Source organism: Hymenobacter crusticola, from assembly GCF_002154225.1.
GTDB lineage: Bacteria > Bacteroidota > Bacteroidia > Cytophagales > Hymenobacteraceae > Hymenobacter > Hymenobacter crusticola.
In genome coordinates this window covers 17,868-30,360 of sequence record NZ_MTSE01000029.1, presented here as the reverse complement: position 1 = coordinate 30,360, position 12,493 = coordinate 17,868, and the positions used below count along the sequence as shown (strand labels likewise).

8 protein-coding genes are annotated in these 12,493 nt (G+C 54.1%); 1 reads left to right on the top strand and 7 read right to left on the bottom strand.

Features of this window, described 5'->3' with window-relative positions; translation table 11 throughout:
• Nucleotides 1-58: 58 nt before the first annotated feature.
• The 6 genes from BXP70_RS25830 to BXP70_RS25805 form a co-directional block, all read right to left on the bottom strand.
• The gene (locus tag BXP70_RS25830; protein WP_086597020.1) at nucleotides 59-3,187 is read right to left on the bottom strand and encodes a DUF1156 domain-containing protein; all 3,129 of its coding nucleotides are present in this window, start codon (nucleotides 3,185-3,187) and stop codon (nucleotides 59-61) included.
• Between the two features lie 103 nt (nucleotides 3,188-3,290).
• On the bottom strand, nucleotides 3,291-5,195 hold the full coding sequence (locus BXP70_RS25825; RefSeq protein ID WP_086597019.1) for a DUF262 domain-containing protein: 1,905 nt from the start codon (nucleotides 5,193-5,195) through the stop codon (nucleotides 3,291-3,293).
• Nucleotides 5,185-8,649, bottom strand: coding sequence for a helicase-related protein (locus BXP70_RS25820; protein WP_086597018.1), 3,465 nt, complete (start codon nucleotides 8,647-8,649; stop codon nucleotides 5,185-5,187). Before BXP70_RS25820 ends, BXP70_RS25825 begins: the two co-directional genes overlap by 11 nt.
• Nucleotides 8,650-9,016: 367 nt before the next feature.
• Nucleotides 9,017-9,271: an IS3 family transposase gene (locus BXP70_RS29690; protein ID WP_179197843.1), complete on the bottom strand. Its 255-nt coding sequence runs from the start codon at nucleotides 9,269-9,271 to the stop codon at nucleotides 9,017-9,019.
• Nucleotides 9,272-9,733: 462 nt separating this feature from the next.
• Nucleotides 9,734-9,916 (bottom strand): helix-turn-helix domain-containing protein, encoded by a 183-nt coding sequence (locus BXP70_RS25810; RefSeq protein WP_086597017.1) that lies wholly within the window; start codon nucleotides 9,914-9,916, stop codon nucleotides 9,734-9,736.
• Between the two features lie 120 nt (nucleotides 9,917-10,036).
• A complete protein-coding gene (locus BXP70_RS25805) occupies nucleotides 10,037-10,846 on the bottom strand; it encodes a hypothetical protein (RefSeq protein WP_086597016.1) in 810 nt (269 codons plus the stop codon).
• Nucleotides 10,847-11,189: 343 nt separating this feature from the next.
• Here BXP70_RS25805 and BXP70_RS25800 point away from each other — a divergent pair, with 343 nt between their 5' ends.
• Nucleotides 11,190-11,402: a hypothetical protein gene (locus BXP70_RS25800; protein ID WP_086597015.1), complete on the top strand. Its 213-nt coding sequence runs from the start codon at nucleotides 11,190-11,192 to the stop codon at nucleotides 11,400-11,402.
• A 349-nt stretch (nucleotides 11,403-11,751) separates the two neighbouring features.
• On the opposite strand, the gene BXP70_RS25795 is transcribed toward BXP70_RS25800, so the two are convergent.
• The gene (locus BXP70_RS25795) at nucleotides 11,752-12,279 is read right to left on the bottom strand and encodes a flavodoxin family protein (protein WP_086597014.1); all 528 of its coding nucleotides are present in this window, start codon (nucleotides 12,277-12,279) and stop codon (nucleotides 11,752-11,754) included.
• Nucleotides 12,280-12,493: the final 214 nt, after the last annotated feature.

Genomic DNA, 12,493 nt, shown 5'->3' with positions numbered 1-12,493 from the left:
GAGAAGGGAACCGGAAAATAAGAGATGAGAGGCGATACCGAATAAATGGACGTTAAAATTAGAGGCCGAGGCTTTTCTTGTAGGTCTGAACGGCTTCTACCCAGCGGCGCTCGGGGCTGTCTTTGGGGTAGAGCGCATTGAGGGCCTGGGCCAGCTTCCAGAACCGCTCATCCTGACCGGCACCGTCTTCGACTAAGAAGCGTTTTAGGGCTTCGGTGCGGCCACTTTGGAAGAGCAACATGGCCTGGTGGAGCCGGTCGAGCACGGTGCGGCCGACGTTGGTGATTTTCAGCTCGGGCAGTTCGTAGGCGGACGCGGATTCTTCGGCCAGGTCAGTACCGTTAGATGGCTCTTCAAAGGTCAGGGCAAGCTGCGAAACCTTCTTGCGGCGGACCGGCTCGGGGGTCCGGAGGCTGTCCTGGCCGAAGAGGGTGGCAGTGCGCTCAGACACGGGCAACAAGCGGGCCTGGTTGCCTTTCACCTGCACAAGGCCAGTGAGGTCGGCGAGGCTAGCCCCGAGGCCCTGGGAAATTTTACGGGCGGTATCGTAATCGAGCACGAAACCAGCAAGTTTCTTCTTGGCAGCGGGGCGGGCATCTTCGTCTTCTTCGTCGTCAACTTCCTCGTCGTCCTCGGAGCTGGCGGCGGGCGCGGCGGCCGAGAGCGTCCAGAGCCACATGGCGGTGAGGCGGGCATCTTCCTCGAAGCCGCGGGCATCGGTGCCGGCGAAGAGTTGGTTGAGCGCTTCCTGGCTGACAGCGGCCCACACCTGTTCGAGATATTCGCGCAGCTTTACTACATCGCCGTTAGGCTTCTCGACACGGGCATACTGGCTGAAGATTTCTAACGCTGGGCCGAGGCAGGCAAAGATGGCGTCAGCACCAACTACCCCCTCTTGGGCAAGGCGGGGCATCCATTCGTGGATGCGGCGGGGTAGCTCGCGCAGCACGTCGCGCCAGTCGCCCACAGAGTCGGTAATGAGCGAGCCATCGGGGTTTTCGCGGGGGCGGCACACAAGATGGATGGAAGAAGCCAGCGCAGCTGAGTCTTTGGCGCGCAAGCGAGTACTCATCTCCGTGTCGATGGGCCAGGAGCCGGTGAATACCCAGCCAGCAGTAATCATAGATTGGAGCTGAGTTTCCCAACCAGCCGTGGATTTGTGCGCAAATACGATTACGCCCAGACCGCTAGGCTCAACAATGCGGCGGCCTTCGGTCATTGCCTGCTGCATGGTAGCCTCGAAATAGGCTTTAGTTTTGCCTTTTAGCTCGTCCTTAATGCACTCGTCAACCTTATTTGTCAAGGATTCCTTGAAAATACTAGGATGTATACCACCGATGCTACGCCGAAGCCATACGTAGAAATAATCAGACAAGTCGGCGTAAGGAACCGCGTCGTAGTATGGGGGGTCGCTGAAAAAATACTGTACGCTATCAGTTGGCAATAAATGAGCAGCAGCCGACGCCTGCAAAGAGCTTCCAACACCAGTTATTTTAATAGTATTTTTCTCTAATACATCAGCCACCCAATCAATTGCGCCTAAGAATCCACCCGATGAATTAGAGGTGATTGCGACCTCACAAAAGTCCCAAACAATGGGAAGTGCTTGACGACCAAAGGTGGCAGTGTTTTTTTCACCTGTGTTATGCCACCGACATAAAGATGAAGAAGCATCAACTTGCCTGTTAACGGCAAGGCCTATGCAAGTTTTTATAGCTTGAGCAAGACCAGCATCCGTTTCCTCAGATAAAGGCAACGCGCCTAGTTGATTAATTAACGTCGTGATGGCATTCAACTGGCGATAAGTGAAAAGCTTATCCCAAGTATCCATTCCATATCCCTGTACCCGCATCCCTAATGTGGTATCCTTCGCCCCAGGGTTTACTGGAAGCGATTCATTAGGTAGTAAACTAAAAGGCCCATCGTGTTGCTTCTTAAGAGCATCTAGATTTTGTTCGGACAACTTAATAGCCTCAAAATCTGAACCTTGTGGCATCCTATAGTAACGACCAGATTCTTTATAAAGCTCTGTCTTACCAGCACTTACCCGTTCAGTATGTAAAGTTGTTACAACTGCTAATAAACGCGCATCATTAGCGCCACCACTCCGCGCTTTTAATTGGCGGCGTACGGCAGCAACGGGTGTTACGTGGCTACAGCAAGGACAACGAACATTCCCTTTAAGCACGGTACCACCGGTATCAGCTTCAAGAATATTATCTGTTAAGTCCATTTGAACCGTTTTTTTCAAACGGTCTGCTGTTATTAATAATCCGACTTTGACCTTCTTTTTCTTAGCTAAATAAGTGCTACGCATCAATGGTACTGTAGCTCCGCAAGCAGGTCCTTCGCATACGATAGTACGAGCCCATAAATAAGCGATTGGCATTTCTCCTACAACGCGGTGCAAATGCCATTTTCGTCCAGCACGTTCAATGATTTCTGGAATTTGAGGTGCATAGAGGGATGCAGTAGGCTCAGAAATAGAGGGATAATACTTGCTTAACTCAAGGTCAGCCTCAGCTTTCATCCATGCTCCCCACTTGCGCACTTCTTCGGCCAAGCGGCGGCCGTACTTAGGAATATATTCGAGCTGCACCTTATTGAGCAGCACCGGAATTGGGTTGAGGTCGGAGGCAAAAGCATCAGCCCCTACCCGCAAGGCTTCGAGTGGAATGGACCCGCCACCGGCAAAGGGGTCTACGACAAGCGGACGGGTGCCGGGTACGCCACCTAGGGCCTCATGGGCTGCCTGGGTAAGCGTTTGGGCCGTGTACAGGTAATTGGTCTGCGTGGAGTTATCCCAGGATGCGAAGTCGGCGATAAAATCGAGCAGGCCGGTACGTAGGCAAAGCTTGTTATCGAAGGTAGCGGGCTTGTTATGGGCTTGCACCAGCAGGGTCTGGCTCTCGGCTGAGCGCAGACCGATGAGGTCAGATTGGGTCCAGGCTTGCAAAGCCGTGGTGGCAGCTGCTACGAATGCTGGAGGGCAGGAAGCATCGGCGGGGTCCGGCCATAGGGTAGCGCAGAGCACTGCACGGCAGGCTGCTAGGGGGCGGCGGGCCCACCAAGTGTGGAGCGTGGAAATATGGCCGTGGCGATTACCTTTTTTCTCGCGGCTACTGTGGGCAGATATGCGCTTAATGGGAAGGTCAACCTCAATAAGGCGCTTAGGATAGGGATGCATAATTTGGTTTCGTACAGTCGGGGAACCTCACCCCGGCCCCTCTCCAAAAGTGAGGGGAGCCAGATGGTATTGAGTACAGGTAGTTGTGGTAAGTACTAAATCGTTAATTGTCGGCTTCTTCTTCCAGTACTTCCTCAGCCACCTCTTCGGGCAGGCCTGGCACGGCCCACCGGGTAAGAGCCCACTCGACCAGGCGGGCGCGGCGAGCATCAATGGTGGCCGGCGTCCATTCGGGTTGCTTAGCTAGCTCGCGTTCCTGGGCCAGCACCGAATGAGCGTAGCACTTATGCGGCTCGCTACAGGGGTCTTTTTTCACGTCAAAGCCGTGATTGGAGTAGGCAGAGTTGTTGAAGGTGAGGCAGAGGTTGCCCAAATTATGGATATAGCGCTTGCGCTGGCGGGGCGTGAAGCGCGACGTCCAATACTTATTGGTCGGCGTTTGGGGCAAAATGTGCTCAATGGTTTCGCTCAGGTCGCGGTTGCTAAAATCCTCCCACGGCACTACCATTGGGTTTCCAGCTTTTGCTAGTAGGTGCTCTTCATATTCGTAGAGAAAGTAGCGTAGTGCCGACCACCAGTAGCTGTATTCCGTTTCGTCTTCGTCGAGCGCTAGCGAAGCGCGAAAAGCGGTATTGTTGGAGTAATAGGCTAGACTCTCTTTCACCGAGTATTCTACGCTCTCAAAGCTAGCCTGCTTTGTGTACAAGCGATGAGCCAAGCGAAACAGCGCAGCCTGGCCAGTATCAGCCCGGCGCTTAACCATACCGCTGTACACCCGAAAAGCGTACTTTTCGCAGACTTCGGCCAACGCAGCATAGTTGGCTGCTTCGGAGCCACGGTGGTAGCGCAAGCGGCAGGCTAGCAGCAAGGGCCAGAATGATGCTGTGGTGCCGAGCCGGCGCAAGCGAATACTCCACTGCCGGATGCGCTGCCGCAGGGCGACATCCGTGATATTATTGAACGCATCGGTGCGGCTAGGGGCTTCGATGTCAGCAAAGGCCAAGGCGCTATTTTGCAGTGACTCGACGTACTGCTCAACGTCGGCATAGAGGCCGGAATGGTCAGCGGGATACTTTTTAAGGCTGTACCGGCTTTTTATCGAGTTGCTGCCATTCCAATCCTTTTTGCTGGGGTCGCAAGCCATGAACCAGTGCGCCCGTAGCAGCTGGTCTTCGCGCTCGCCACCGAGACGGGCCGCCATCAGGGTTTCGAAGATGACACGCCAAGCCTCGTTGATGCGGTCGGTCAGACCTTTGGCGGCCTCCGGCGATACTTCAAGCTTGGAGGTGAGGTAAAGCAGGTAGTTTTTTACCTTTTCCAATTCCGAGAGCGACTTGCCCCGGTTATTCATTACTTCGAAAATGACTCCTACATCGGCGGCTGTGTCCACTTCGTAAAGCGACACTTTCAGCTTCTGAGTGACTTTATCGTGTATTTCTTCTAGCCAAGCCGTGTACTCGTCGGCATTGAGCTGCGTTTGCTGCGTGGTAAAATACTTTTCGAAATAGGCTCGCGCCCGCGCCAAGCGTGTATGCGAGGAAATTCGTTCGCCTAACAGGTCGGGCTGTTGGTTTAAGATGTTCGCAACAAAGAAGTCGCGGCAGTCTTGGTTGAGTGTGAGCTTGTAGAGCGGCTCAGCGGTGGTGGACTTACGCTTAGCAGAAAGGAAAGACCCCGCAATGCCCATCGCTAGCTCTTCGTCGCCATTATCGAGAATAGCTTGGCGCAGCACCCGCAATAGAATAGTAAGCGTAGTAAGCCGCTGCTGACCATCTACCACGTGGAAGTAATGATAAGTCTTGCCGTCGCGGGCGGCGGCAGGTTCGGTTGGCTGCGGGTGGAGCACCAGCGTGCCGGTGTAGTGCTCTTTACCAGACGGCAGCAACTCAATATCTTCCATTAACTCCTCGCACTGCTTTTCGCGCCAGGCATAGCCACGCTGGTAGTCGGGAATGACGAACAGCCGTTCGTTGAAAATCTGCGCAACGGAGTAGACGTTATTCGGCATTGATAATGTCCTTGGACTTTATGAAATATTGCTCGACCCGCGACACGGCCTGCCAGGGCAGGTGCGCGGGGTCGCGGTGAATATGCAGCTGGGGAGTGGGGGTAGCGCAGTCGTAGACCACGTAGAGGTAGTAGTCCTGCTTGAGACGCTGGGCGGTGCGGTACTCGTTGGATGAGAGCGCAATCTCCCCTACCCCAGCCCGGCCTTTCACTTCGATAAATTTGACATCGAGCGCAGAGGCGGGGTCGGATGGGTGCGGGCGGCGGCTGATAAGGTCGAAGCCCCGGTTGTCGCTTTCAACGCTTTCCACCTCGTAGCCTAGGGCATTTTCGTGAGCGATGACATAGGCCACGGCGCGCTGCTCGATATCGGCGTTACTTACCATGCGCTGCATCTCGGGCTGGTGGCGGTCGGGATGCGGCAGCACCCAGGCGGTGCCCAGGTGCTGGGGCGACGCCACGGTACAATGGCGTTCGCGGGCTAGCTCGCGGCGGCGCTGGTCGAGGCGGTTTTGCAGCTCCTGGATACGGTTCAGCGTTTGGGTTTTAAGGCCGGCCAGGTGGTTGGGCAGACTACCATCGCGTTCCTCCTGCTGCTGGTATTCGATGAGACGGAGGTTTTGCTTGTGAATCAGCTCGTTTAAGCTAAGCTCTAAGTGGCGCTCTACTACGCTTACCTCGCGCTGGCGGTCAGCCTGCACTTCAGCCAAGAACACGCTCAGCGCATCCTGCACCAGATGCTGTTCGAGAGCAGCGCGGCTAGGCAGGTTGTGAGTGGCGGGCACCATAGCGGCGGCCTCGGCCGGCGCGGGCACAATGTCGAGGAAAATAGTGGGCTGCTTGAGGGTGATAGTAGAGGTACTGGGGCTGGTGGCTAGCACAAACAAGCGCTTGTGCAGCACGTGGCCACGACCATCAATGATAGAGGCAGCAAACACATCGAGCTTTTGGGGCTCGGTAGCTTGTAGATTGTAGAAAACCGCGCCACGCCGCAAGTCAGCCTGGAACTGCTCGACGGTTTCTTCGCGCACTACTTCGAACAGCGGGTGGCCAGGCGTGAGCCAGTCGAGGGTAGCATCTTTAGCAACTACCTCTTTGGCAAAAGCTACGGTGCCGTACTCATGACCCAGCACTCCGAAGCGGCCTTCGTTTTGCTCGCCACGAGCCCACAACTGGCGGGGTATCCGGCCCAGGCTAAATATGCCGGCGGTGCCGCGGGCTTCCTTCACGGTGATAGCCTGCAACGGAGCAGCCTGCAAAAAGAAATCTTGAATGACCTCGGGTACCAAGCGCCGCTCCTTGGCTTCGGCAGATTTACCCAGAATGGCTGAAAGGTTTAACTCCTTTTTGGCCAGACCTTCAAGAGTAGAATTGGTGATTTCCCGGAAGCGGGCCGTGTCGGTCACATCCACGATGCGAGCCAGGATAGGGTCCTCCGTCTCGTAGTTGCGCACGTACATCTCGCGCAGCATTTTTTCGAGCAGGTTGGAAGGGAAAATATCACCTAGCACGTTGAACACCTTACCAGTGTGATTAGGGTCGAGGTCGTTCTCAATCTGTGAGAGACGCTCAAACAGTTTAGTCATCACGCGGCCTTCGCGGGTGTTGGTAGCCACGAAGTTGAAGATGAGGCAGTCCTTCTCCTGGCCGTAGCGGTGGATACGACCCATGCGCTGTTCGAGACGAATGGGGTTCCAGGGGATATCGAAGTTGACCATCAGCCAGCAGAATTGTAGGTTGATTCCTTCACCAGCAGCCTCAGTGGCAACCAGCACCTGAGCTTCTTCTTTGAAGGCCCGCTCAGCGTGAATGCGGGTGCCGGGCGTGTTGCGGTCTCCCACCTTCATCCCCCCGTGAATCTGAGTCGTATTGAGGCCCCAGCTTATTAGCTTGCCCAATGGGCGGCCGTCCTCTCCATCTCCGACAAGGTAATCGAGAGTGTCTTTGTGCTCGGTGAAGATGAGGAGCTTCATCTTCGGGTCGTTGAAGATATTCTGCTGGGTAAGCAGCTCTTTGAGCCGCACCAGCTTGTTGCCAATCTCCTGCTCTTCGAGCTGGCGGGCCTGCTTACTCAGTCGGGTAAGGGCGGCAATGTCTTGGCGGAGGACGGCGGGGTCTTGCGCCAGCACGGCGGCTTCGAGCATTTCCAACAACGTCTCCTGCTCTTCGTCGGGCAGCTCGTCGAAATTGTCAGGAGTACGGTTTAGAATCTGGCGGCGGCGGTAGGCTTCGGGGTCTTTTAAGATTTCCTCGCGCCGCTCGCGCATCCGTTCCAGGCTGCGGCGCACGGCGTAGAGGCTGCTGGCAAAACGGCGCTGGAGCATGGCCATGGTGAAGCCCACAGCCCGGCCACGGGCATGGTTGTCATCGGCTGCGGCCAAGCTGGACTGTTCTTCCACGTACCGGGTAAGACCTTGGTAGAAGTCCCACTCGGCACCGTCTATTTGAAATCCGATAGTTTTTACTTCACGTTTGGTAAATAGTGATTTAACCTGACCGGTTTCGGGGTCGGGGAAGGTGACCAGTGCCTCTTTTACCCGGCGGAGGTAGAATGGAGCTTCATTCTGACGGATGGCTTCGTCAAGGCTAGCGACGTCGGCGTACACATCCTGGTCGAGCAGCTTAAGGAATAGCTGAAACTGCTTTTTATCGCCTTTGTGGGGCGTAGCCGTCATCAACAGCATGTGGTCGGTGCGCTTGGACAGGGCCTCCCCTAGCTGGTAGGCGTAGGTTTTGTTGTCTTCACTTTGGGCGCTCATCTTGTGGGCCTCATCTACGATGATGAGGTCCCAAGTGGCACGTAGTAGGCTTTTGTTGGCATCTTCCTGTAAGGCTACCCAAGAAACAGAGGTCACCACCTGATTTTTCTCTTGCCAGGGGTTGGAACCGTAGTTGGCACGCAGCACGTCACCACGCACAACATCAAAGTTTTCGCGAAACTTGTCCTTCATTTCCCGTTGCCATTGAAAGGTAAGGTTGGCGGGGGTAACGATGAGGATACGCTTGGCAAGGCCACGGGCCTTTAACTCTTTGATGAGCAAGCCCGCCATTACGGTTTTGCCGGCACCGGGGTCATCGGCCAGCATGAACCGGATGCAAGGCATTTTGAGGAAGTACTCGTACACAGCCTCCAACTGGTGAGGCAATGGGTCGACCCGAGCAATGGAGAGCGAGAAATACGGGTCGTACTCGTAGGCCAAGCCTAAGCGGTGGGCCTCAATGGCCAAGCGGAATTTCTGAGCGTTGCCATCGTAGGAGCCCTGCTCCACAAAAACGAGCTGGTCTAGCTGGGCAGCAGATAGCACCCGGTCGTGAAGCTGGTTGCTATCCCCACGACCAATGATGCGCACTGACTCGCCCATTGGCTGCGTCATGATGATATGGACTTGCTCAGGAAAGAGGTCGCCACCCAGGATGGTATTAGGCTGGAGACGGTTGAGGATAGATAAAGTCATAAACAACTGGACACCAAATAACAGACAAAGCCTCTTCCTGGCCGGAACTGGCAGAAAAAGGCTTCATGCGGCTCGGGCAGCAAGAATTACTAAACCGCTAGGAAAGGAGGCAGGAGTTGCGAAAGTACGAAGCTGGTGGGAGTTACCATGCATGGACTTTCTCTGAATTATTATGTGGGCTTGACAGACAGTATTATGAACCAAAAATAGACATCTCTGTAGCTTATATAACAATTGAAGCTGAGCCATGAAGTAGGTCTTGAGAGTTAATCTGTCGACTTCCTAAGGAGGCGTTCTGACGTTTCTTGAGTAATAGCTGCATGGACATGGGGAAGAACAACTGCCCTTGTCAAGTGCGGTAGTCTCCTCATTCAACTCTTGAGCAACCTGCTGCAACATATACCCCTGTGCATGCAGCAGCTTGGGTTGGTCTAGCAGAAACGGATACGGAGGTAAGGTAGGTGATGGAACAGGTCGGTTTCAAATTGGTGCGGGGGCGATAGTCCAAGGCGGAGTGGCGGCGGTCGAGGTTGAAGTAGGTGTCGAGGTAAGACGCCACTTCCAGCTGGGCTTCTTCCAAGCTGGCAAACGCGCCGCCGTGGGGCAATAGCTCGGTTTTCAAGGTAATCCATCCCGCATCCGCCTGCGCATTGTCTTAGGTATTACGCGATCGCGCATAGCTAGCCTGGGCTTACGCGTCGGCAATACGCTACCGACACGCTTGGCTGGTATACTGGCTGCCTCGGTCGACGTGAATAACAAGGCCCGGCGCGGGCTGACGTAGGGTGAGAGCCTATTTCAGCGCCGTCACTACCAATTCGGTGGGGCCAGGTGCTATCCCACGTCGCGGCGTGCCCAGGCATCAAGCCACGTCGTGGGATGGTAGCACCAGCGGCCACCCACTAGCGGCAGCTAGGTAATATCACCCACTCACATCACACCTAGTTGGGGCGCGTTGGAACTGGGTAGCCGAGCAGCAGGTTTTCAGCCACCAAGACGGCCGGGTCGACATGGGTAGTGCATGGGCGTTGGGGGCGAGTGCTCAACTCCTGCTGGCCGCTGGCCCGCAGTCAGTTGCTCAGCACTACTCGGTGCAACTTAATTTCAGCGCTTGGCGTTGCCAGCGACCGAGCAAGATGCCTTGGGCACAGGCTACGTCGCTTTGGCGGGCACCGGCGGCGACCTGGCGCACAAAATAGGCCTTAAAAGCTGGCGTATACTTCATATAAGTAGCGGCGGAGCTGTCAGCAGTCGATTTATCAATCATGGACGGGGAAGTTAAGACTTCTCACTGTCCGTTTCAGCTAGACCACCCCGAAGAATGTTGGTTTATGAGGGGAATAAAAAAGCCCAGTCAAGGACCGGGTTCGTGGTGAACTGTGCTTGCTTATTGCTCAATAGGGGGTGGAATCTCGACTAAGGCTAGCTCAAAGTTGTGGGCAGTTAAGTTGTAACGCCTAGCAGCCCAAGCGTATTTGTCGAAGACCTTTATCTTTTCCTTACTGTCGCGAGCCTTATTTTCAGAAAGGCCGGCAACCAGCGTTTTTCTTAGCTCTTCGTAATGTATGGATGCAGTGCCTTCGCCCCCGCCGTAGCGGCTATCGTAATTGGTAAAGTAGTCAAGATAATAAGCATTAGGTTCATCTTCTACAGGCTTACAATACTCTTTGATGTCTTGGGCCTCGTCAGCACCGTACTCTTCATTACCTGGGAATGGATATGCGGCGGCTACATCAAACAATTCCTGGTAGAACTTGATAACCGGATTAATAGCAGTTCTCTCCAGATTGTATGCATTAAGATATGCGGGGCCAAAGATAGTGTTGTCTTTGTGATATAAGTCACCTACTGCAATACCACCGCGACACAAAAATCCGCGCTTAATTAGAAGGTGAGTTGCAAAATCACAATCCCATAACATTTGGTAAATGCCTCCGCGCTCATCGATACGACGAGAAATGACTATACAATCAGAAACTGTAATAACTTGGGTATCGTCCCGAAAGAACTCTTTTGAGCTAGCATCATGATGAATGCCAATACTTTTGAAGTATTCTTCTAATTCTTTTAGGGCGTCGTAGATGGCAGCAAATCCAGTTGCACTATTGCTTTTGGTTTTCACATAGTTTGTAAAGCCAAGAATATCAATGAAGGCAACAACCCGTTTCTCATAGGTAGGCGGTGTGTCAGTAGTCATAAGTGGTAAAGGCGAAAGTGGTTGAATTATATCTCAGACTTCAGTAAAAATTTAGAGACTTCTGTACGCTTCCCAAATCGAGAGCCAAACTGCACACCTCACGGCAGCTTACTGGGCTTCGATCCTGAGACCAAACTTGTCTTGGCGAACAGTGCTCATACGATAATAGGGAATGTAACAGATAAGGTGACTATATCACAAAGAGTGTTCCGCCAAAGCACGGCTATAGTCATTTTCTAAACGTCCCTGTTGAAACGTTATGAGTAGTTGGTCCTACCCACGACTTGAGCCTAGTTTTGTGTACCTTGAGATCAGCGCAAGTAGGTTCTAAAAGTGCTTCCCTATGAGCTGGATCTTCTACGGTAGCAGCCTCGGCCTGCGCTTACTTGGAATCGTGATCGGACGGTTCTACTGGGTGCACCTGCTCGCGAACGCGAAAGAGGTGCCACATGCCAACCAACGTAAGGTAGCTCGCATGGCGGCTAGTTACCTGGTGGGGCTGGGACTTCTATGTCTGCTGGTAGGCTACAGTCTCACGCAGCTCACACACATGTAGCCGCTGGTCGTGCTCGCGTGCAGTATTCCCGTCCTCTACGCCGTCGTCCTTAGCTACTTAGTTCTAGTTAGCCGTTATACCAAGTAAGCCGATTGGCTTTTTCAGCGCTCTTTCGCACTTGGCTTACGGCTTGGACATTTTGTAAACGGTCATTGTATAATGTCCAACAAGCCTATCCCTCTTCCCCACGGTCTACTTTTCCTACGCAGACCATATTAGACTGACGCTGGTTCGCCGCGCAACAGCCGGCGTCAGGAACACTCCTTTTCGCTCTTTGTATCAGTTCATAACAAATGGCCTTTTTCGGCCCTGTGAAGCGTCGTTAGCAGTTGGTGGCGGCTGCGACTATTCAACCGCTCTGCTGGCTCTGTAGAAGCTGTTGGATAAACTGGTGGGCTTCCTCGGGCAGGAAGGGGCGCTTGGTAGAGCTGTACAGACGGGCGACTAAAGGCATGTTGAAGTAAGCGGCGGTGCGGCGAAAGGGCACGTCGAAGCCCTCCGGTAGGTCGGGGTCTGAACCACTGGCCAGTACGAACAAGGGCTTGCCCGCCAACTGCCGCCCCAACTGCTTGTGCGTCGTGATCAGGTCCGTGAAGCGGTCGAGCAACCCTTTCAGGGGGCCACTCATGCTGTACCAGTACACGGGGGTGGCCAAGATTAGAGCCGGATGCTGAAGTATCTGCTCAACCAAGGGCAGGAAGTGGTCGGCGACGGGGTAGTCCTGCTCGTAGCGGTAGGGCAGTACCAGCCAGTCCAGCAGGTGCAGCAGGTGATGTGGTACCTCGTGGAGTACCTGCTCCACGAGGCGTGCCGTATCGCCCTCGCGCCGGGCGCTGGCCACGATAACGAGCGGCAAGGAGGTTACAGGAGCAGTCATAGGCACGAATAAGGGGATAGTACTTAAACGCAGCTGAAGAAACGATCCACTAGCCGAGAATTCAGCTTGAAAAGCACTAGCGTCGAGCTTGTATCATTACTTAAACGCCCTCTCAAGAAATGATACACCCGCCTGCAACGTAGGCTGAAATCGTATACAGTCGAGCTTGTATCATTTCACAAACGTCTTCTTAAGAAGTGATACAGCCGTCAAG

What these genes read in the sequence shown, in the direction of transcription:
- BXP70_RS25830 (WP_086597020.1), bottom strand. Translation starts at nt 3,187, where the DNA reads ATGCATCCCTATCCTAAGCGCCTTATTGAGGTTGACCTTCCCATTAAG.
- BXP70_RS25805 (WP_086597016.1), bottom strand. Translation starts at nt 10,846, where the DNA reads ATGACTACTGACACACCGCCTACCTATGAGAAACGGGTTGTTGCCTTC.
- BXP70_RS25795 (WP_086597014.1), bottom strand. Translation starts at nt 12,279, where the DNA reads ATGACTGCTCCTGTAACCTCCTTGCCGCTCGTTATCGTGGCCAGCGCC.
- BXP70_RS25825 (WP_086597019.1), bottom strand. Translation starts at nt 5,195, where the DNA reads ATGCCGAATAACGTCTACTCCGTTGCGCAGATTTTCAACGAACGGCTG.
- BXP70_RS25800 (WP_086597015.1), top strand. Translation starts at nt 11,190, where the DNA reads ATGAGCTGGATCTTCTACGGTAGCAGCCTCGGCCTGCGCTTACTTGGA.
- BXP70_RS25810 (WP_086597017.1), bottom strand. Translation starts at nt 9,916, where the DNA reads ATGATTGATAAATCGACTGCTGACAGCTCCGCCGCTACTTATATGAAG.
- BXP70_RS25820 (WP_086597018.1), bottom strand. Translation starts at nt 8,649, where the DNA reads ATGACTTTATCTATCCTCAACCGTCTCCAGCCTAATACCATCCTGGGT.